This window comes from Pararhizobium sp. (genome assembly GCF_035497515.1).
Classification (GTDB): Bacteria; Pseudomonadota; Alphaproteobacteria; order Rhizobiales; family Rhizobiaceae; genus Pararhizobium.
This window is the reverse complement of record NZ_DATJDJ010000180.1, coordinates 42,758-62,051: the sequence shown is the minus strand read 5'-3', so window position 1 is coordinate 62,051 and position 19,294 is coordinate 42,758. Positions and strand designations below refer to the sequence as shown.

21 protein-coding genes and 1 tRNA gene are annotated in these 19,294 nt (G+C 61.3%); 15 read left to right on the top strand and 7 right to left on the bottom strand.

The window, feature by feature from the left end:
* Positions 1–25: 25 nt before the first annotated feature.
* Positions 26–214, bottom strand: coding sequence for a hypothetical protein (locus VL202_RS19270; RefSeq protein ID WP_325465688.1), 189 nt, complete (start codon positions 212–214; stop codon positions 26–28).
* 271 nt (positions 215–485) lie between these two features.
* Positions 486–647 (bottom strand): hypothetical protein, encoded by a 162-nt coding sequence (locus VL202_RS19265; protein ID WP_325465687.1) that lies wholly within the window; start codon positions 645–647, stop codon positions 486–488.
* Positions 648–981: 334 nt separating this feature from the next.
* Here VL202_RS19265 and VL202_RS19260 point away from each other — a divergent pair, with 334 nt between their 5' ends.
* Together VL202_RS19260 and VL202_RS19255 are read left to right on the top strand one after the other, a co-directional pair.
* On the top strand, positions 982–1,515 hold the full coding sequence (locus VL202_RS19260) for a DUF992 domain-containing protein (protein ID WP_325465686.1): 534 nt from the start codon (positions 982–984) through the stop codon (positions 1,513–1,515).
* Between the two features lie 216 nt (positions 1,516–1,731).
* The gene (locus VL202_RS19255) at positions 1,732–1,893 is read left to right on the top strand and encodes a hypothetical protein (RefSeq protein WP_325465685.1); all 162 of its coding nucleotides are present in this window, start codon (positions 1,732–1,734) and stop codon (positions 1,891–1,893) included.
* Positions 1,894–1,955: 62 nt separating this feature from the next.
* Here VL202_RS19255 and VL202_RS19250 read toward each other — a convergent pair.
* Together VL202_RS19250 and VL202_RS19245 are read right to left on the bottom strand one after the other, a co-directional pair.
* Positions 1,956–2,031 (bottom strand) — tRNA-Thr (locus VL202_RS19250).
* A 126-nt stretch (positions 2,032–2,157) separates the two neighbouring features.
* Positions 2,158–3,117 carry a nitronate monooxygenase family protein gene (locus VL202_RS19245; RefSeq protein WP_325465684.1) on the bottom strand — a complete coding sequence of 320 codons (960 nt, stop codon included), beginning with the start codon at positions 3,115–3,117 and terminating at the stop codon, positions 2,158–2,160.
* A gap of 477 nt (positions 3,118–3,594) precedes the next feature.
* Here VL202_RS19245 and VL202_RS19240 point away from each other — a divergent pair, with 477 nt between their 5' ends.
* Positions 3,595–4,743 (top strand): biotin transporter BioY, encoded by a 1,149-nt coding sequence (locus VL202_RS19240; RefSeq protein ID WP_325465683.1) that lies wholly within the window; start codon positions 3,595–3,597, stop codon positions 4,741–4,743.
* A 27-nt stretch (positions 4,744–4,770) separates the two neighbouring features.
* Here VL202_RS19240 and ppk2 read toward each other — a convergent pair whose 3' ends face one another.
* Positions 4,771–5,652, bottom strand: coding sequence for a polyphosphate kinase 2 (gene ppk2, locus VL202_RS19235; protein ID WP_325465682.1), 882 nt, complete (start codon positions 5,650–5,652; stop codon positions 4,771–4,773).
* Between the two features lie 147 nt (positions 5,653–5,799).
* On the opposite strand from ppk2, the gene phoR reads away from it, so the two are divergent.
* The 7 genes from phoR (at position 5,800) to phoB (ending at position 13,576) form a co-directional block, all read left to right on the top strand.
* Positions 5,800–7,041, top strand: coding sequence for a phosphate regulon sensor histidine kinase PhoR (gene phoR, locus VL202_RS19230; RefSeq protein ID WP_414692902.1), 1,242 nt, complete (start codon positions 5,800–5,802; stop codon positions 7,039–7,041).
* Between the two features lie 194 nt (positions 7,042–7,235).
* The gene (locus VL202_RS19225) at positions 7,236–8,270 is read left to right on the top strand and encodes a substrate-binding domain-containing protein (protein WP_325465681.1); all 1,035 of its coding nucleotides are present in this window, start codon (positions 7,236–7,238) and stop codon (positions 8,268–8,270) included.
* 98 nt (positions 8,271–8,368) lie between these two features.
* Entirely contained in the window at positions 8,369–9,853 is a 1,485-nt protein-coding gene (gene pstC, locus VL202_RS19220) for a phosphate ABC transporter permease subunit PstC (protein WP_325465680.1), read from the top strand.
* The gene (pstA, locus tag VL202_RS19215; RefSeq protein ID WP_325465679.1) at positions 9,850–11,172 is read left to right on the top strand and encodes a phosphate ABC transporter permease PstA; all 1,323 of its coding nucleotides are present in this window, start codon (positions 9,850–9,852) and stop codon (positions 11,170–11,172) included. The genes pstC and pstA overlap by 4 nt, the downstream gene beginning before the upstream one ends.
* 12 nt (positions 11,173–11,184) lie before the next feature.
* A complete protein-coding gene (pstB, locus tag VL202_RS19210; RefSeq protein ID WP_325465678.1) occupies positions 11,185–12,000 on the top strand; it encodes a phosphate ABC transporter ATP-binding protein PstB in 816 nt (271 codons plus the stop codon).
* Between the two features lie 76 nt (positions 12,001–12,076).
* Complete coding sequence (gene phoU, locus VL202_RS19205; RefSeq protein WP_414692901.1) at positions 12,077–12,787, top strand: phosphate signaling complex protein PhoU; 711 nt, start codon at positions 12,077–12,079, stop codon at positions 12,785–12,787.
* Positions 12,788–12,892: 105 nt separating this feature from the next.
* Positions 12,893–13,576, top strand: coding sequence for a phosphate regulon transcriptional regulator PhoB (gene phoB, locus VL202_RS19200; protein ID WP_325465677.1), 684 nt, complete (start codon positions 12,893–12,895; stop codon positions 13,574–13,576).
* 126 nt (positions 13,577–13,702) lie between these two features.
* Here the strand turns inward: phoB and VL202_RS19195 are convergent, their stop codons facing one another.
* Entirely contained in the window at positions 13,703–14,233 is a 531-nt protein-coding gene (locus tag VL202_RS19195; protein WP_325465676.1) for a GcrA family cell cycle regulator, read from the bottom strand.
* A 166-nt stretch (positions 14,234–14,399) separates the two neighbouring features.
* Here VL202_RS19195 and VL202_RS19190 point away from each other — a divergent pair, with 166 nt between their 5' ends.
* The 4 genes from VL202_RS19190 (at position 14,400) to VL202_RS19175 (ending at position 18,106) form a co-directional block, all read left to right on the top strand.
* On the top strand, positions 14,400–14,648 hold the full coding sequence (locus VL202_RS19190) for a hypothetical protein (RefSeq protein ID WP_325465675.1): 249 nt from the start codon (positions 14,400–14,402) through the stop codon (positions 14,646–14,648).
* Between the two features lie 20 nt (positions 14,649–14,668).
* Positions 14,669–15,868 carry an aspartate aminotransferase family protein gene (locus tag VL202_RS19185; RefSeq protein WP_325465674.1) on the top strand — a complete coding sequence of 400 codons (1,200 nt, stop codon included), beginning with the start codon at positions 14,669–14,671 and terminating at the stop codon, positions 15,866–15,868.
* Positions 15,869–15,912: 44 nt separating this feature from the next.
* Positions 15,913–16,830, top strand: coding sequence for an ornithine carbamoyltransferase (gene argF / locus VL202_RS19180; protein WP_325465673.1), 918 nt, complete (start codon positions 15,913–15,915; stop codon positions 16,828–16,830).
* Positions 16,831–17,110: 280 nt separating this feature from the next.
* Positions 17,111–18,106 (top strand): Hsp33 family molecular chaperone, encoded by a 996-nt coding sequence (locus VL202_RS19175; protein WP_325465672.1) that lies wholly within the window; start codon positions 17,111–17,113, stop codon positions 18,104–18,106.
* A 40-nt stretch (positions 18,107–18,146) separates the two neighbouring features.
* On the opposite strand, the gene apaG is transcribed toward VL202_RS19175, so the two are convergent.
* Entirely contained in the window at positions 18,147–18,539 is a 393-nt protein-coding gene (apaG, locus tag VL202_RS19170) for a Co2+/Mg2+ efflux protein ApaG (RefSeq protein ID WP_325465671.1), read from the bottom strand.
* 95 nt (positions 18,540–18,634) lie between these two features.
* Here apaG and VL202_RS19165 point away from each other — a divergent pair, with 95 nt between their 5' ends.
* On the top strand, positions 18,635–19,255 hold the full coding sequence (locus VL202_RS19165; protein WP_325465670.1) for a CDP-alcohol phosphatidyltransferase family protein: 621 nt from the start codon (positions 18,635–18,637) through the stop codon (positions 19,253–19,255).
* The last annotated feature ends 39 nt before the right edge of the window (positions 19,256–19,294 follow it).

The window sequence follows — 19,294 nt, the reverse complement described above, 5'->3', positions numbered from 1 at the left end:
CACATCAAGCGCTGCCGGATTTCCCTCAGGCGAAACCGGCAGGCAGCGGTGCGATTGTCCGGTCGCTGCCATAGTCGCGCTGGTGGGCAACATGCCCACGCAGGCGCCGTGAAACGGACCTGACCTCGATTTCGGGGAACTCGAAGGCGCCATCGGCAAATGTGCCGGTGTCGGTCGTTTCTTCACGTCTGGACTTGAGCAGGTTGAAGATCATCAAAGGCCCTCCCGTTTTTCGCATCAACGGCCCATCCGCCGAATCCGTTCCGCTGATAGGTCAGAAATAGTTAAAAAATTAACCATGTTTGACGCGGTCCGGCGTCGCCGGGCGGAACCGATAGGGCATCATAGCGCGGATTGACGACAGTTTTTGATCGGGAGGAGAGACCGCTTCACCTTCGACGCAAAATCCGGTCGATGATTCGCGCCGTCCCGAAAAAAGAACGAGCACGGCGGTGACGAATGAAGGGGCGGGTTGCCTTGTACGCCTAGTTCAGCGGATAGGACGTGATTTCCTCTTGCAGAATCCGGAAGGCTTCGTCGAGCGCATCGACGAGAATGTCGGTGAGCTTGTCGCCATTGTCGCCCTGTAGCAGCAGGGTGATGGCCACATCCTGGGCGCTCGGCATATATTCGACGATGTTCGACATATCATTGTCCTTTCCTGACCGGCCTCATGCCGGCAGAGGAGAGAGTAGGGTGCATCGCTTGTCCGGGGCTTGAGGCCGTTTTTCCGCCCGGCCGCGCCTGTTGCGCATTTGCCGCCCCGGTGGCCAGCCATTGGTGACCCGGGTTGGCTTGCGGCGGGGTGCCTTTGAAATGTCCCAATGGCAGTTGAACTGTGGAACGGCCTGCTTCCCTGCGCGTTCCCCGCTTGGAGCGTCGAGGACGCCGACAGGCAAGGTCCCGGCCGCTCCCTGCCGGTCAATGTGCCGGTTGTTCGACCGAAGGCATGCACGGTCACGGTTTTAGAAGGAAGACAACATGAAGAATACGTTTGCCATGGCGCTCACCGCGGCCACGCTCCTTGCAGGCGGCACGTCCGCCGTGATGGCGGCCGATCCCGTCGAAGGTGCTCCGGCGCCGACCTATGAAGAATCCGATGCGCGCGGCGGCGTAAAGATCGGTTATCTGACCTGCGAGGTCGGCGGCGGTGCCGGTTACGTGCTCGGTTCGGCCAAGGAAGTGGATTGCACCTTTAGCTCCACCGTCGGCGCTGAACGCACGGATCACTATACGGGCGCGATCCGCAAGATGGGCGTCGATCTCGGCTTCACCACCAGGAGCAAGCTCGTCTGGGCGGTGCTGGCGCCGACCGCCGGCTATCACCAGGGTTCGCTGAGCGGCCTCTATCAGGGCGCCAGCGCCGAAGCGACCATCGGTGCGGGCATCGGCGCCAATGTCCTGGTCGGAGGCACGTCGGGGTCGATCCACCTGCAGACGATCAGCGTCACCGGCCAGGTCGGCCTCAACCTTGCGGCCGGCGGCGCATCGATGACGCTCACCGCCGTGAACTGATACGGCCGCCCTCCGTCGGCGAAGGGCTGTTTGCGCGCACCCGCAAAGGACCCGGCCAGATCTGGCCGGGTCCTTTGCTACGTTCGCGGTTGTTGCCGCGCGTCCGTTGCATGGTGATCAGGCGATGAAAGCATCAATTTATCGATCGCGGCCGAAAGCCTGGAACTCTTGTGGGAAATCCGCGTTTGAGCCCGCAGCGAAACAGGAGTTCATCCGATGCTTGCGAAACTCTCATATGTCGCGTTCGGCTTTCTCGCCGCGGTCGGTTTTATCGTGATTGGCGCTTTGATCGACGCCCCTTCGACTGGCCCCGGGAAGACCGGAAGGCTCACAGGCACTGTTGCCCCTGCGGGCATTCTTGCGGAACGCTTCGGATAGTCATGCCGAAGAACATTCTGCGCTTCGAGCAGAGAATATCCATAACTCTGTCACAGGAAAACTGGTGCCGCTTGCAGGACTCGAACCTGCGACCCCATCATTACGAATGATGTGCTCTACCACCTGAGCTAAAGCGGCCCGCATGCGTTCCGCAGTGGCTGCTGAACGATGGGTGAGGGGCTGATACCTGCAAATTGTTGGAATTTCAAGCCATCAAGTTTTGAGAACAGGAAAAAAGCGCGGGACAATCCGTGTGGGGTGGTTTCAGAGGGCCAGCCGCTGGCGCGCCTGCGCATATTCGCCCGCCAACCGGTCGACAAGCGTTGCGACGGGCGCGATCTCGGTGACGGCGCCGATGCCCTGGCCGCAGCCCCAGATGTCCTTCCAGGCCTTGGCGCCCGTGGTTGCCGATTCGAAATCCATCTTGGACGGGTCCGCTTCCGGCAGGTTGTCCGGATCCATGCCGGTGGCGGCGATCGAGGGCTTCAGGTAGTTGCCGTGAATGCCGGTGAAATAATTGGAATAGACGATGTCGCCGGCGCTGCTGTCGACGATCATCTGCTTGTAGGCGTCGCTGGCGCGGGCCTCGGTCGTCGCGATGAAGGGTGAGCCGATATAGGCCATGTCGGCGCCCATCGCTTGGGCCGCAAGGATGGCGCCGCCGGTGGAAATCGCGCCGGACAGGAGAAGAGGCCCGTCGAACCAGGTCCGGATTTCCTGGACAAGTGCAAACGGCGACAGCGTGCCGGCATGGCCGCCGGCGCCGGTCGCGACCGCGATCAGGCCGTCGGCCCCCTTGCGGATCGCCGAATTGGCATGGCGGTTGTTGATGACGTCGTGCAGCACGATGCCGCCATAGGAATGAACAGCGGCGTTGACCTCCGGCACGGCGCCGAGCGACGAGATGACGATCGGCACCTTGTATTTCACGCAGAGCATCAGATCATGCTCGAGCCGCTTGTTGGACTTATGAACGATCTGATTGACGGCGAAGGGCGCCGCCGGCTTTCCCGGATTGCGGCTGTTATGGGCGGCCAGTTCCTCTGTGATCTCGGCCAGCCACTCGTCCAGCTGCGCTTCCGGGCGGGCGTTGAGCGCCGGGAAAGAGCCAACCACGCCGGCCTTGCACTGGGCGAGCGTCAGCGCCGGATGCGAAATGATGAAAAGCGGCGCTGCAACGACCGGCAGCCGGGTGGTGCCGTTGAGAAGGGCTGGCAAGGACAAGTGTTCGCTCCCGGGTTCATTATTTGACGTTTTCGTAAACGTAAGAAGACTAGCAGCGACTCCCTCTTTTGCAAAGGCGATTTGTGCCGCCAAAGGCACTCGCGGGCACTGAAACCGCCGGGTTTTCCCCTGCATAGGCCGGGACTTTGGCACGCGAGACTTGCAGATCGGTGTTTCAACCGTTACCCAATTGTTAACACATCCAAAAGCGGTCCGGTTTCTCAAGAGGATTTCCGCTGCTATGGATCGGGAAACCGAGACGCGCGCTGCCGCGACGTCGAAGGGAAATTTTGGTGGCACGGCGCTCTATCGGCTTTTCGCCATATGCGGCATGCTCTGGTCCGGCGCTTCAATGCCCGCACGACTGCATAATTCCTTAAATCGGAATCGATTTAAGGAATTATGCAGCATATTTAAAGTGTTACAGCGACCTTTGCGCTTCATGTTCGACGCGCGGCGCTGTAGGAAGGACGAAGTGTGAGCGGACTGGAAACTGCCATCAGGCACGCGCTGGAACGGTCCGACCGGACGAGTTCCGAAACCCGAGCGCGCATCTATCAATCGGCCCGCAATGCGCTCGAGGCCGGCCTGCGCAAGCAGGATGTCCATGATCCGGAGGTCATCGCGCAGCAGCGCCACCGGCTGGAAGCCATCATCCATGGCATCGAACTGGAAGAGCGCACCGCCCTGAAGGCGGAAGCTTCCACCGTCTCGCCGGTGCGCCCGGAAACCGACAACCGCGTGCCGTCGGCCGAACTCGACGATCGTGCCCATCTGCCGCCGCAGGGGTCTACCGCTGCGTTCGATGGTGGGGTTGAACCCGTCGTCGATGGCGGGCTGGACGGCTTGCGCCCTGACCGCCGTGCAACCGCGCGTGCGAACGAGGCTGCTGTGGCTGCAGAGCCGCAGGTCACGGGCAAGCGCGGCAAGGCCGCCAAGGTTATCCCTCCGGCAAAGCCGCGTCGGCGCAAGCGTGGACGTTTCCTGTCCTTCGTCATGGTCGTCACCACATTGGGCGCGGCGTTTCTGGGGGCGGTCTGGTGGGTCGACACGAGCGGACTTTTGAAAACGGCGGCGGAGCGCGACACCAGTGTCGCCAATCCGCCATCAACGGTCCAGTCCGAGGATTTTGACGGGGGGGCAGGGCTGAAGACGCTCGGAACCCAGTCGGGCTTCACCGGTGACTGGGTCGATGTCTTCACTCCAGCCGATATGGCCAGGGTCTCGGTCGAGGCCCGCGCCGCCGCCGATCCCGTCACCGACGAAAGTGGCCAACGCCTGCGCATCACGTCGGCCTCGCCGGATCAGGATGGCAATGTGCGGATCGAGATCCCGACGGCCATGCTCGGGCAGATTTCCGGCAAGACGTCGACGGTGGCGCTCAGCGTCCAGGCGGATTCCGGCAAGCAGACCCAGTTTTCCGTCGAATGCGATTTCGCTTCGCTCGGCGATTGCGGCCGTCATCGCTTCACGGTCAACGAGGAAAAGAACGACATGCTGTTCAAGGTGACGTTCGACCGCAGTCTCGCCCCAAGCTCGCCCGGCCATATCCTGATCAACAGCGACGTGACCGGCGCCGGCAGCAGCCTCAACCTCTACGCCGTCCGGATCCTGCCGGGACAGTGATCGCGGCGTCGCCGGTCCTGCTTGTGCCTATTTGACGAAATCGGAACCGAAACCGAGGATTTTGTCGTCGATCTCGCCGATCGCGCCCTTGTCCTTGCCGTCATAGTCGAGCGTTTTCAGGATGTGGCGGATGAGATCCAGCCGTGCCCGGCGCTTGTCGTTGGCACGCACCACCGTCCAGGGCGCATGGTCGGAATGGGTTTCCTTCAGCATCAGGTCGCGCGCCTCGGTATAGAGGTCCCATTTCGTCAGGGCCGCGATATCCATCGGCGACAGTTTCCAGACTTTCAAGGGATCGTGGCGCCGGTCGTGGAAGCGCTTCAGTTGCATCGCGCGGCCGATATCCAGCCAGAACTTGAACAGGCAAATGCCATCGGCGGTGATGAGCTTTTCAAACCGCGGTGTCTGCTCGAGGAAATGCCGCTGCTGTTCAGGCGTGCAAAAACCCATGACGGGCTCGACGCCGCCGCGATTGTACCAGGAGCGATCGAACATCACGAATTCGCCGGCCGTCGGAAAATGCGCGACATAACGCTGGTAATACCACTGGCCGCGTTCGGTTTCGGTCGGTTTGGTCAGCGCCACAACACGGGAGGAGCGGGGGTTCATATAGGCGCGCGTTTCATGGATCGCGCCGCCTTTGCCGGCCGCGTCCCGGCCTTCGAAGATGGCCATCACCCGCTTGCCCGTCGCCTGCAGCCAGAACTGCAATTTTACCAATTCGATCTGCAGCTTTTCCAGCGTGTCGTCATAGAGGTCGCCATCAAGCTTCTTGTCATACGGGTAGTTTCCCGAGTCCAGCGCTGCCTTGTCGATCCAGGAGGGCAGTTCCGGATTGTCTATGTCGAAAACGCGCTGCTTGCCGTTGATCAGAAGTTCCACCGGCTTGTATCCTGCAGTCTCCGTCATGATGTCTCCTTGCTGAAAGCGTCCTCGACCGATGCTGATTTCACGGGAGCAGGCCATAATTGCATTGCGAATTCAAGCATGCCGTGAAAATCATGTCATGAATCTCCGATATCAGCGGCTGATTGTATCCGTGCACGAGAGAGCATCTTGGAAGAGAAAAAGACAGTCTGGCAGCACTTGGTGGACAGGGCCTGGTCGGAGAAGTGGTATATCGGCCTGTCGGTCGCCGCCGCCTGCACCGCCATCGTCCTGGGCGTTCATGCGGCCGCCGTACTGTTGTTCTGGCTGGTCTGGATGGCGGCGCTGCTCAGTCGTTCCGCCGCCCCCCGACCGCCGCCCCCCGTGGCGGCGCCGACGCCGATCGAGACCGACAATCTCGGCCTTCTGGCCAGCGTCTTCAATGCGCTCGATACACCGATCCTCGTGGTGGCGGCGGATGAAACCGTGCTGTTGCAGAACCAGGCGGCGGAAAAGGCTTTTGGCACCATTCCGCCGAATAGCGACCTGTCGGCGCGCGTTCGCTCCCCCGGCATTCTTGACATGGTCCGCGAAACGATCGCGACCGGCAAGGCCAACCAGATCGAACATTCCGAACGCCTGCCCTCCGAGGCGGTCTATATCGTCCGCGTCGCCGCCGCCGAAATCCGGTCTCCGGCCGATCGACGTCTCTATGTGCTGTCCTATCGCGATATATCGCAGGCACGCCGCATCGACCGGATGCGGTCCGATTTTGTCGCCAATGCCAGCCATGAACTGCGCACGCCGCTTGCCTCGCTGCGCGGCTTCATCGAAACCCTGCAGGGACCGGCGCGCAACGACGCCAAGGCGCACGAGAAATTCCTCGGCATCATGCACGAGCAGGCGACACGCATGAGCCGCCTCGTCGATGATCTCCTGTCCCTGTCACGGCTGGAGCTGAAATCCCATATCGCTCCGGATGAGGCGATCAATCTCGGCCCGTTGCTCGGTCACGTGCGTGATACGCTGTCGCCATTGGCGGAGGATCTGGATGTCGAGGTGACGCTGGTCGTGCCCGAACAACCGATCGTCGTGCAGGGCGACCGCGACGAACTGACCGAAGTCTTCGAAAACCTGATCGAGAATGCCTGCAAATATGGCCAGGAGGGCAAGAAGGTCGAGGTCGTGCTGTCCGGCGGCGGCGATCAGCCGGCCGAAGTGTCCGTCCGCGATCACGGACCGGGCATCCCGGCCGAACATGTTCCACGGATCACCGAACGTTTTTACCGGGTTAATGTCGAGGCCAGCCGGTCCAAGAAAGGCACAGGCCTCGGTCTCGCGATCGTCAAGCATATCCTGACGCGGCATAGAGCCCGGTTGCTGGTGCAATCGGAGGTCGGCAAGGGCACGGTCTTTACCGTGAGATTCTGACACAAACCCTGCATCGAAAAAATTATCGTCTAAAATATTGAAGTATTATCAGTGGCTTGATCTGTCACAAATGTTTCTTGAAACTGACATAAAAGATGTGGGCATCGGGCGCTAACTAGGGCAGCCGATCGACACGGCGAAAGCGAGCGCTGAACAAAAGCGCACCCACACAAGCCCATTTCGGGAGAATTCTGATGAAGTCTTTGAAACTTACCGTCGCAGCTCTGGTTGCTTCCGCCGCCTTTGCTGGCGTGGCCGTTGCCCGTGACCAGATCCAGGTCGCCGGTTCCTCGACCGTTCTGCCCTATGCCAAGATCGTTGCCGAAACGTTTGGCGAAACCTTTCCTGACTTCAAGACCCTGGTCGTCGAATCCGGCGGCACCGGCGCCGGCTTGAAGGAATTCTGCAAGGGCGTTGGTCCGGACACGATCGACGTTGCCAACGCTTCGCGCAAGATCAAGGACTCGGAGCTGGAAACCTGCAAGGCAGCCGGCGTCACCGAAGTCCAGGAAGTCAAGATCGGTTATGACGGCATCGTCTTCGCGACCGACGCCGGCAATGCCGACCTGAAGCTGGTTCCGCAGGACCTCTACCTCGCGCTCGCTGCCGAAGTCGTCGTTGACGGCAAGCTCGTTGCCAACCCCTACAAGAAGTGGTCGGAAGTCAACAAGGACCTGCCGGACGTAGAAATCGCCGCTTATATCCCGGGCGAAAAGCACGGCACCCGCGAAGTCTTCGACGAGAAGATGCTCGCTCACGGCTGCAAGGACGCTGGCGCCGCCGACATCATCAAGACCCTGATCACCGACGAAAAGGAAGCTGCCGCGAAGTGCATCGCTGTCCGTAAGGATGGTCTGGCGATCGACATCGACGGCGACTACACCGAAACCCTCGCTCGTATCGCTTCCAACAAGAACGGCATCGGCGTCTTCGGCCTGTCCTTCTACGAAAACAACGCCGACAAGCTGAAGGTCGCAACCGTCAGCGGCATCGTCCCGTCGGGCGAAACGATCGCTTCCGGCGAATATCCGGTTTCGCGCCCGCTGTTCTTCTACGTCAAGAAGGCCCACCTCGGCGTTATCCCGGGCCTGAAGGAATATGTCGAGTTCTTCCTCGACGACCAGATGGTCGGCCCCGACAGCCCGCTGGCCGCCTACGGCCTGGTTCCGGCTCCGGATGCAGAGCGCGAAGCTGACCGCAAGGCGTTCACCGACGGCAACATGCTGTAAGCTGTGAGAAAACGCGGCACGGCAGTTTTGCCGTGCCGTACCTCCCGAGTTCGGATTTGCCGGCTTTCACTGATTGACAAGGCCGGGGGGATTTATCGATGAGCATCTCACTTATATTTCTGGTCGTTTTGATCGTTGGCCTTGCTGCATTTTTTGCCGGTCGCGCCCGGGCGATGGCGAGCTCAAACGGCAAGCTGTCCGCACTCCACTCCCTTCCAGGTTATCACGGCGTCTATGCTGCCATCTGGGCAGTTCTGCCGGCCGCCGTCGTTCTGGCCCTCTGGCTGATCGCCAGCCCGTTCTTCGTCGAAAACGCCGTCAGGGACTCCCTGCCTGAAAGTGTCCGCAGCCAGGGTGTCGCAACCACCGAATTGATGCTCGGCCAGGTCATGCAGGTTGCCAACGGTCTGCGGCTCCTCAGCGCCGATGAGATGGCCGCCGTCACGAGCGATTCGGCCAACCTGCGCGACGCGCTGGCCGCCAAGGGTGTGCCGATGGCGAATACCGGCGAAGCCTACATGGTCACGTCAGCGCAGACCTACAATTCGATGAAGGACACCAGCGGCTGGGCGATGACTGTCGTCGTGCTGGTCATCGCCGTTGCCGGCGCCGTTTTTGCCATCCGTGGCATCAGCGCGCCTTTCCGGGCACGTAACCGCGTCGAGCGCGCCATGCTGGGCGCCCTGCTTCTGGCTTCGTCCATCGCAATCCTGACCACGGTTGGCATCGTCGGCTCGATGCTGTCGGAAGCGATCCGCTTCTTCCAGTCGGTCTCTCCGAGCACGTTCTTCTTCGGCACGGTCTGGGACCCGCGCTTCTCGGCTGCCGGCAGCGGGGGCGCGGAAGGTCAATTCGGCCTGCTGCCACTTCTCGCCGGCACGCTCTATATCGCCTTCGTCGCCATGCTTTTTGCCGTGCCGATCGGTCTCTTCGCCGCAATCTACATGGCGGAATATGCCAGGCCCGAGGTCCGCGGCATCGCCAAGCCGCTGCTCGAAATTCTCGCCGGCATCCCGACCATCGTTTACGGCTTCTTCGCCCTGATAACGGTCGGTCCGTTCCTGCGCGACATGTCGGCCCAACTCAATGGCCTGGTGACCGGCAATTACGTCAACTTCATCCAGGCGCAGAGCGTCCTGACCGCCGGTCTGGTGATGGGCATCATGCTGATCCCGTTCGTCTCGTCGCTCTCGGATGACATCATCACGCAGGTGCCGCGCTCGCTGCGCGACGGCTCGCTCGGTCTTGGCGCGACCCGCTCGGAAACCATCAAGCGGGTCATCCTGCCTGCCGCACTTCCCGGCATTGTTGGCGCGCTCCTGCTGACCGCTTCGCGTGCTGTCGGGGAAACCATGATCGTGGTGCTGGCCGCCGGCGTCGCCGCCCGCATGCAGCTCAATCCGTTCGAAGCGATGACGACGGTTACCGTCAAGATCGTCAATCAGCTGACCGGCGACCTCGAGTTCAATTCGCCGCAGACGCTGGTGGCCTTCGCGCTCGGTATCACCCTGTTCGCCATAACGCTCTGCCTCAACATCTATGCACTCTATATCGTGCGCAAATATCGGGAACAGTACGAATGACCGACGTTACATCCTCCGTACAGTCCACGTTCCAGCGCCCGGCCCAGGCAAGACGCGATATCGGCATCAAGAAGCGCTATGCAGCCGAACGCCGTTTCCAGGCCTATGGCTGCGCCGCGATCCTGATCGGCCTGTTCTTCCTGTTCGTGCTTCTCTGGTCCGTCGTTTCCAAGGGCTACACCGCCTTTCAGCAGACGGCGATCACCCTGCCGATCGAGTTCTCCGAAAAGATCATCGACCCGAAGAACGAGCGTGGCGCCAATCCCGCCAAGCTGATGACCGCGAACTATCCGCTCCTGGTGCGTGATGCCCTTGTCAAGGCACTCGCCATCGATCCGAACGACCGCGCGCTGGTCAAGCAGGCGACCGACATGGTCTCTGCCAGCGCACGGACCCAGTTGCGTGACATCGTTGTTGCGAACCCGGCCGTCATCGGCACGACCGCGACCGTCTCGCTTCTGGCGCAGGGCGATATCGACAGCGCCAACAAGGGCCAGATCGATCTGACCGTTGCTGAAGCCAACCGCAAGGTCAAGGACCAGCAACTCGAATGGATGGCGACCCTGTCCGACAGCGGAGCCCTGGCCAAGCAGTTCAACACCGGCCTGTTCACCTCCGGTGCATCGAGCCGTCCGGAGGCCGCCGGCATCGGCGTCGCGGCTCTCGGCTCGCTCTACATGATGCTGATCGTCCTCGTACTGGCATTGCCGATCGGTGTCTGCGCGTCGATCTACCTGGAAGAGTTCGCCCCGAAAAACCGCCTGACGGACCTGATCGAGGTGAACATCAACAACCTCGCCGCCGTTCCGTCCATCGTCTACGGTCTGCTCGGCCTGTCGATCTTCATCAACTTCGCCGGCATGCCCCGTTCGGCTGCCGTGGTCGGTGGTCTGGTGCTGACGCTGATGACGCTTCCGACGATCATCATCGCCACCCGCGCCGCGCTGAAGGCGGTTCCGCCGTCCATCCGCTCGGCCGCCCTTGGCCTCGGTGCGTCGAAGATGCAGACCATCTTCCACCACGTCCTGCCGCTCGCCATGCCGGGTGTACTCACCGGCACGATCATCGGGCTCGCGCATGCGCTCGGCGAAACCGCGCCGCTTCTCCTGATCGGCATGGTCGCCTTCGTGGTCGATTACCCCGGCTCGCCGATGGAGCCTTCCACTGCCCTGCCGGTGCAGATCTACATGTGGGCCAACGAAGCCGAACGTGCATTTGTCGAACGGACGTCGGGTGCGATCATGATCCTCTTGATCTTCCTCGTCGTCATGAACCTGGGCGCAATCCTGTTGCGGCGTCGCTTTGAGCGTCGCTGGTAGTGAGGTAAGAACATGAACATGATGTCAGAAGCAGCAGTTGAAAAGGCGCTGGACCAGAAAATGAATACCGTTCCCTTGAAGATGATCGGCAAGGATGTCTCGGTTTATTACGGTGAAAAGCGCGCGCTTTACGACGTGAACCTTGATGTCCGCGAAAACACCGTGACAGCGCTGATCGGCCCGTCCGGCTGCGGCAAGTCGACCTTCCTGCGGACGCTGAACCGCATGAACGACACGATCGACAACTGCCGCGTTACCGGCAAGATTACGCTCGATGACGGCGATATCTACGACCCGAGCATCGACGTTGTCGAACTTCGTGCCCGTGTCGGCATGGTCTTCCAGAAGCCGAACCCGTTCCCGAAGTCGATCTACGAGAACGTGGTCTATGGCCCGAAAATCCATGGGCTGGCGCGCACCAAAGCCGAATTCGACCAGATTGTCGAAATCAGCCTGCAGAAGGCCGGCCTCTGGAATGAGGTGAAAGACCGCCTGCACGAGCCCGGCACGGGCCTCTCCGGTGGCCAGCAGCAGCGCCTGTGCATCGCACGCGCCGTTGCGGTCAGCCCGGAAGTTATCCTGATGGACGAGCCGTGCTCGGCTCTGGACCCGATCGCGACCGCCAAGGTCGAGGAACTGATCCACGAACTGCGCACCAACTACACGATCGTCATCGTGACCCACTCGATGCAGCAGGCTGCCCGTGTTTCGCAGCGCACCGCCATGTTCCACCTCGGCAATCTCGTTGAGGAAAACGACACCGACAAGATGTTCACAAACCCGGATGACCAGCGCACCCAGGACTATATCATGGGCCGCTTCGGCTGAGGATGCATCCTGCGGCCTGCCTGGGTCCGGCAGGCTCCGGTTTCCAATTGGATTGTGATCGCGAGGAAAAACAATCATGTCTACGCACATCGTTTCCGTCTATGACGAAGATCTGAAATACCTGACCCGCCGCATCTCCGAAATGGGCGGTCTTGCCGAGCAGATGGTGGCTGAATCCGTGCGCGCCTTGGTCAATTCCGACCTGGCGCTCGCCCAGAAAGTCATCTCCGACGACGCCATTCTCGATGATGCCGAGCGCCAGATCGGCGAAAAGGCCATCATCACCATCGCCAAACGCCAGCCGATGGCGGCCGACCTGCGCGAAATCATGGGTTCGATCCGTATCGCTGCCGACCTGGAACGTGTCGGCGACCTAGGCAAGAACAACGCCAAGCGCGTCATCGCCGTTGCCAGCTCGACCCTGCCGCGCCAGTTGGCTCGCGGCCTGGAACATCTGGCCGAGCTTGCTCTCGTCCAGCTCAAGGAAGTTCTCGACGTCTATGCCTCGCGTTCGCCCGAAAAGGCCAACAGCATCCGCGAGCGTGATGGCGAGATCGATGCGATCTACACCTCGTTGTTCCGCGAGCTTCTGACCTACATGATGGAAGATCCGCGCAACATCACGCCGTGCACCCATCTGCTGTTCTGCGCCAAGAACATCGAGCGCATCGGCGACCATGCCACCAACATCGCCGAGACGATCTACTACATGGCGACCGGCGCACAGCCTGTCGGCGAGCGTCCGAAAGACGACACGGCCAACACCGTTGGCGCGAACGGCAACTGATCGCACGCACAAATGAGTAAGTCAGTTCTTACATAAAATGCGCGAGCGGCCGCTGGAGCCGCTCGGCAGGCCCGGTGGACCGGGTGCCAAGGAGCTCATAAGACTATGCTGCCAAGAATTGCCGTTGTTGAAGATGAAGAGGCGCTGAGCGTCCTCCTGCGCTACAACCTTGAGGCCGAAGGGTTCGAAGTCGATACGATCAACCGTGGCGACGAAGCCGAAATGCGCCTGCAGGAGCGCCTGCCCGATCTCCTGATCCTCGACTGGATGCTGCCCGGCGTATCCGGCATCGAACTTTGTCGCCGCCTGCGCCAGCGCTCCGAAACCGAGCGCCTGCCGATCATCATGCTGACGGCGCGTGGCGAGGAAAGCGAGCGCGTCCGTGGTCTCGCCACCGGTGCCGACGATTATGTGGTCAAGCCGTTCTCGACGCCGGAACTGATGGCGCGGGTGAAGGCCATGCTGCGCCGTGCCAAGCCGGAAGTTCTCTCCACCCTCTTGAAATGCGGCGATATCGAACTCGACCGTGAAACCCACCGGGTCCATCGCAAGGCCCGTGAGGTCCGCCTCGGACCGACCGAGTTCCGCCTGCTCGAATTTTTCATGGCCTCGCCGGGCCGGGTGTTTTCACGTTCGCAGCTTTTGGATGGCGTCTGGGGGCATGACATCTATGTCGACGAACGCACCGTCGATGTCCATGTCGGCCGCCTGCGCAAGGCGCTGAACTTTTCCAACATGCAGGACGTGATCCGCACCGTGCGCGGCGCCGGCTATTCGCTGGAAAGCTGATCGGGCGAATTGCAGCGCTGCGTATCCAATATGACGCGCAAAGGTCCCTGTAACACTTTAAATATACTGCATAATAATGAAAAAGGGGCCTTCAGGCCCCTTCTTCGATACCTGTGACGCTGTGTCTCAGCGTGCCCTGCGGCGTTCCGCGGACGGCTGGTAGGCCAGCTTCGCATGGAACGTGCAGTAGGGCGATGTATCGGGCGAGTCATTGCCGCAGAAGTGGAACTCTTCCTTCATCGGATCGCCGATCGGCCACTTGCAGGTGCGGTCGGTAAGCTGCGTCAGACCCAGGCGGCGCGACATCGGAACGACGACGTTGCTGGCCGGAGCTTCTTCGCGCTGCTCGATCGCGTCGATCTCGACCTCTTCCTTCATCACGGCAGCGCCCGTCGTGCGCGTGGCAGCGCGAGGAGCGGCCATGCGCGAGGCGAAAGTGTTGCTGGCAGTGCGTGGGGCAGCCGGTGCCGGGCGCTTCGCACGTGCTGTCGCCGTGGTGCCGCCAGCCTTGGCGCGGCCCGGCAGGCAGAGCCGGTGCACCTTGCCGATGACGGCATTGCGGCTGACGCCGCCGAGTTGAGCGGCAATCTGGCTTGCGCTCAGACCTTCGGACCACAATTTCTTGAGTTTTTCGACCCGCTCGTCAGTCCAATTCATGGTCATGTCTCCATTCACAGCGTTGGTGATGGTCGAATCCTCCACCGAACCCCGACAATGATCCGAGGTTGAAACGCGATAACACTTTTGGTGACTAGGTCCGCCGCATGCGTTCTAGTAATTGTTCATTAACGTAGAGCCCGGGGGACTCCGTGACAAGAGTCCCATGAATCGCGCCGAATCGATTTTCGAGTTTTCCCCAACTTGCTTGCGATACGTGGTATTTTTGCAAGAGCGTGGCGTAAAAAAATTCGCGGGCCGTTCGGCGCGCGGGAATGGCTGCAAACCATGGCCTTTTGTTGACATCGCGGTGCGAAATGAAGATAGTGCCATCGCCGCCGCAAGGCGGCATTTTGATTTTTCAGGGCTGGCCTCAGCCCGGTGTAAACACGTGACCCAGACAATCACGCCGTGATGATTGAGGAGACTTGCGCCATGGCCGATGCCACGCCGCTTTACGACACATATGCCCGCGCACCGCTTCGGTTCGAGCGCGGCGAAGGCGTCTGGCTGATCGCCGAGGACGGCACCCGCTATCTGGACTTCGCCGCCGGCGTCGCGGTCAATTCGCTCGGCCATGCCCATCCGCATCTGGTGTCGGCGCTGAAGGAGCAGGCTGAGAAGGTCTGGCACCTGTCCAATCTCTACGAGGTTCCGGGCCAGGAAAGCCTCGGCCGCCGGCTGACCGATGCGACCTTTGCCGACAAGGCGTTTTTCACCAATTCGGGCGCCGAGGCGCTGGAATGCGCGATCAAGACGGCGCGGCGCTATCATTTCGCCAAGGGCCATCCGGAAAAGTTCCACATCATCACCTTCGAAGGCGCCTTCCACGGCCGCACGCTGGCGACCATCGCCGCCGGTGGACAGGCGAAGTATCTCGAGGGCTTCGGTCCGAAGGCTCCAGGCTTCTATCAGGTTCCGTTCGGCGACATGCCGGCCCTGAAAGCCGCCATCACCGAGGAAACGGCTGCGATCCTGATCGAGCCGATCCAGGGCGAGGGCGGCATCCGCACCGTTCCGAAGGAGTTCCTGCAGGAGCTGCGCACGCTCTGCGACGAATATGGCCTGCTGCTGATCTTCGACGAGGTCCAGTGCGGCGTCGGCCGGACAGGCAAGCTGTTCGCGCATGAATGGTCGGGCATCACCCCGGATATCATGGCGGTCGCCAAGGGCATCGGCGGCGGTTTCCCGCTGGGTGCCTGCCTGGCGACGGAGGAAGCGGCGGCGGGCATGGTCGCCGGCACGCATGGATCGACCTATGGCGGCAATCCGCTCGCCATGGCTGTCGGCAATGCCGTCCTTGACGTCGTGTTGGCCGACGATTTCCTGCCGCATGTCCGCGACGTGGCCTTGGTCTTCCGCCAGGGTCTCGCCTCGCTTGCCGACCGCTTCCCCGATGTGATCGAGGAAATCCGTGGCGATGGCCTGATGCTCGGCATCAAGGCCAAGGTGCCGTCTGCCGATCTTTTGAAGGCCATCCGGGCGGAACGCCTGCTGGCCGTTCCTGCGGGTGAAAACGTCATTCGCCTGCTGCCCCCGCTCACCACGACGGCGGAAGAGGCCCGTGAGGGTCTCGCCCGCATCGAGCGGGCGGCCGAGCATCTGACGGCGGAACGACGACAGGCTTCGGCCTGAACGACGTTCCCCGCATGCTCGAATAATGACAGGATTTGAATAGAATGGCTGATACAAGACACTTTCTCGACCTCTCCGCAATGACGTCGAATGACCTGAGAACCATCATCGACGACGCCCGCGTCCGCAAGGCCGCCACCAAGGCCGGCACGGCGGAAAAGCCACTTGCCGGCAAGATGCTGGCGATGATCTTCGAAAAGCCGTCGACGCGCACTCGCGTCTCTTTCGACGTCGGCATGCGCCAGCTCGGCGGCGAAACGCTGTTCCTCTCCGGCACCGAAATGCAGCTCGGCCGCGCCGAGACAATCGGCGACACCGCCAAGGTCCTGTCGCGTTACGTCGATGCGATCATGATCCGCACGACCGATCACAGCCGCCTGCTGGAACTGGCCGAGCACGCGACCGTCCCCGTCATCAACGGCCTGACGGACACCACGCATCCCTGCCAGATCATGGCCGACATCATGACCTTCGAGGAGCATAGCGGTCCGGTGAAAGGCAAGACGATCGCCTGGACCGGCGACGGCAACAATGTGCTGCATTCCTTCATCGAAGGCTCGGCCCGTTTCGGCTACCAGATGAACATGGCCGTTCCGCTTGGTTCCGAGCCGGATGACAAGATCCTCAACTGGGCCCGCAACAACGGTGGCAACATCAAGCTGTACCATGAAGCCGAACAGGCCGTGGATGGTGCCCATTGCGTGGTCACCGATACCTGGGTCTCCATGAACCAGGAACATCGCGCCCGCGGCCACAATGTCTTCCAGCCCTTCCAGGTCAATGAGGCGCTGATGAAGCGGGCCGACAAGGATGCGCTGTTCATGCACTGCCTGCCGGCCCATCGTGGCGAGGAAGTGACCGACGAGGTCATCGATGGCGCGCAGTCCGTCGTCTTCGATGAAGCCGAAAACCGCCTCCATGCCCAGAAGGCGGTGCTCGCCTGGTGCCTCGGCGCCCTGTAGCCGCCCTGTGAACCGGGCTGGCCGCGCCGCTTGAAAACCGGCGCATGGCACACGATCTATGGAACAGAAAGATGACCGGCGCCGAACACGCGACCGGTCATCGTCGTTGATGACACCAACCATCCGTTCGCTTCGACCCTGAAGCGACAGCCGCTGCTTTTTCCGGATGTGCTCTGGACAAACCGGGACGGCACGGGATCAATGGACAAATCGGACATCGCGTCGCCACGGGGCTCGGCTCCTCGGGCGCATTGGTGACCGAATGCTAAGGAGCAAAGTGATGACGGAAACCATGCCGGGTCTCGGCGAGTTCGATTTTGCCGGTGACGATCACGTCGTGCCGTTTCAGGTTGAAGGACTTGATGTGCGCGGCCGCGCTGTCCAGCTCGGCCCGATGCTGGACGCCATTCTCGAACGCCACAATTATCCGTTGCCGGTCGCCCGCCTGGTCGCAGAAACGGTCGTGCTGACTGTGCTGCTTGGCACCTCGCTGAAGTTCGAAGGCAAGCTGATCGTCCAGACGAAGAGCGACGGCCCCGTCGAGCTGGTCGTCGCGGATTTCGCGACGCCGGACCGTGTGCGCGCCTATGCCCGTTACAATGAGGAAGCCTTGGCCATCGCCGAAAAGAACGGCCAGACCCAGCCGCAAGAGCTGCTGGGCGAGGGCATTCTTGCCTTCACCATCGATCAGGGCGCCCATATGCAGCGCTATCAGGGCATCGTGCCGCTGGATGGTGCGAGCCTGGAGGAGATCGCCGGCGTCTATTTCCGTCAATCGGAACAGATCCCGACCAGAGTACGACTTGGTGTTGCCGAACTGCTCGACCGCGATGAAAACGGCAAGCCGCGCCATCGCTGGCGCGCCGGCGGCATGGTCGCGCAGTTCCTGCCCGACGCGCCGGAGCGCATGCGCCAGCGCGACCTGCACGGCGGTGACGGCGACACGACGAATGCGGATGGCGATTTCGAGGTCGATGATCTCTGGGGCGAAGCCAGCGTCATGGTCCAGACCATCGATGCCGACGAACTGACCGATCCGACCGTCGGCACGGAGCGTCTGCTCTATCGGCTGTTCCACGAACGCGGCGTCAAGGTCTATCCGCCACAAGCCGTCTACGACAAGTGCAGCTGTTCACGCGAAAAGCTGCGCGACGTGCTGGCGAGCCTCAGCCAGGAAGACATCGAGCATTCGATGAAGGACGGGAAGGTCTCGGTTACCTGCGAGTTCTGCTCGACGACCTACCGGTTCGAAGCAACCGAAATCCGGCCGCAGTAATCATGCGACCGCTGGGGCGCTTTATCCTGGATGAAGCGCTCTAGTTCAACGTCCGGGTCTGGCCGGGGGAATCCAGCGAGAAGGCGGGGATATCGACGTTGAAGGCCTCGCCTTCCGTCGTTTCCATCGAATAATGACCGAACATCACGCCGGACGGCGTATCGAGCGGGCAGCCTGAGGAATATTCATACGTGTCGCCGGGGCTCAGTACCGGTTGCTCGCCGATGACGCCCGGCCCGTTGACTTCGTCCACCTGGCCGTTTTCATCTGTGATGTGCCAGTAGCGCGTCATCAGCCGCACCGTCTTGCCGGACAGATTGGCGATCAGGATGCGGTAGCCCCAGACATAGCGGCTGTCATCCGGATCGGACTGTTCCTCCAGATAATACGGCTCGACCGTTACCTCGATATCGCGAGTGAGCGCGCGGTACATATGCAAACCCTTTTCAAGTCTATGGGCGATATTCTACAGCAAGATGGTTTCGTCAAGAATAACGGATAGGGTAAACTGTAAGGATAGGAGACAGCATGCTCGACGGGCATATCAGGCAGCGGCTGGAACCTTGGCTTGATCGTGGCGGGCGGGCTTTGGCGGGGCGAGGCATCGGTGCAAACACGGTCACCATCGCCGGCTTCCTGCTCGGGCTCGCTGCAGCCTTCGCCATCATCATCGACGAATTGGTGGTGGCTTTTATTCTGATCGGTGCCAGTCGTCTCTGCGACGGGCTGGATGGCGCCGTGGCAAGGGCAACGGGGAAGACCGATTTCGGCGGCTTTCTCGATATCGTTCTAGACTTCGCCTTCTACGGCCTTATTCCCTTTGCCTTCATCTTCTCGGACCCCTACGAGAACGGCGCTGCCGGCGGCCTGCTGCTTCTCGCCTTCTATATCAACGGTGCGAGCTTTCTTGCCTTTGCCGTCATGGCCGAGAAACGCGGCCTGTCGACCGGCGTGCGTGGGGCGAAATCGCTCTATTTCACCACCGGCCTTGCCGAGGCGACCGAGACGATCGCGGTGTTCCTGGCGTTCTGCATCTTCCCGCAGTGGTTTTCCGAGATCGCCGTCCTCTTCGCCTTCGTCTGCTTCTACACCACGCTGTCGCGCCTGATGCTGGCCCGTGCCAGTTTCAGGGACAGTAATCAGGCATAGAAAAACGCCCGCATCCGGCAGGACACGGGCGTTTCAGGC

Bases quoted from the DNA above. Each gene is read 5' to 3' on its own strand.
- VL202_RS19270 (WP_325465688.1), bottom strand. From the start codon at position 214: ATGATCTTCAACCTGCTCAAGTCCAGACGTGAAGAAACGACCGACACC.
- ppk2 (WP_325465682.1), bottom strand. From the start codon at position 5,652: ATGACGGAGACTGCAGGATACAAGCCGGTGGAACTTCTGATCAACGGC.
- VL202_RS19260 (WP_325465686.1), top strand. From the start codon at position 982: ATGAAGAATACGTTTGCCATGGCGCTCACCGCGGCCACGCTCCTTGCA.
- pstB (WP_325465678.1), top strand. From the start codon at position 11,185: ATGAACATGATGTCAGAAGCAGCAGTTGAAAAGGCGCTGGACCAGAAA.
- phoB (WP_325465677.1), top strand. From the start codon at position 12,893: ATGCTGCCAAGAATTGCCGTTGTTGAAGATGAAGAGGCGCTGAGCGTC.
- apaG (WP_325465671.1), bottom strand. From the start codon at position 18,539: ATGTACCGCGCGCTCACTCGCGATATCGAGGTAACGGTCGAGCCGTAT.
- phoU (WP_414692901.1), top strand. From the start codon at position 12,077: ATGTCTACGCACATCGTTTCCGTCTATGACGAAGATCTGAAATACCTG.
- VL202_RS19265 (WP_325465687.1), bottom strand. From the start codon at position 647: ATGTCGAACATCGTCGAATATATGCCGAGCGCCCAGGATGTGGCCATC.
- pstC (WP_325465680.1), top strand. From the start codon at position 8,369: ATGAGCATCTCACTTATATTTCTGGTCGTTTTGATCGTTGGCCTTGCT.
- pstA (WP_325465679.1), top strand. From the start codon at position 9,850: ATGACCGACGTTACATCCTCCGTACAGTCCACGTTCCAGCGCCCGGCC.
- VL202_RS19195 (WP_325465676.1), bottom strand. From the start codon at position 14,233: ATGAATTGGACTGACGAGCGGGTCGAAAAACTCAAGAAATTGTGGTCC.
- VL202_RS19165 (WP_325465670.1), top strand. From the start codon at position 18,635: ATGCTCGACGGGCATATCAGGCAGCGGCTGGAACCTTGGCTTGATCGT.
- VL202_RS19255 (WP_325465685.1), top strand. From the start codon at position 1,732: ATGCTTGCGAAACTCTCATATGTCGCGTTCGGCTTTCTCGCCGCGGTC.
- VL202_RS19190 (WP_325465675.1), top strand. From the start codon at position 14,400: ATGAATCGCGCCGAATCGATTTTCGAGTTTTCCCCAACTTGCTTGCGA.
- argF (WP_325465673.1), top strand. From the start codon at position 15,913: ATGGCTGATACAAGACACTTTCTCGACCTCTCCGCAATGACGTCGAAT.
- VL202_RS19225 (WP_325465681.1), top strand. From the start codon at position 7,236: ATGAAGTCTTTGAAACTTACCGTCGCAGCTCTGGTTGCTTCCGCCGCC.
- VL202_RS19185 (WP_325465674.1), top strand. From the start codon at position 14,669: ATGGCCGATGCCACGCCGCTTTACGACACATATGCCCGCGCACCGCTT.
- VL202_RS19175 (WP_325465672.1), top strand. From the start codon at position 17,111: ATGACGGAAACCATGCCGGGTCTCGGCGAGTTCGATTTTGCCGGTGAC.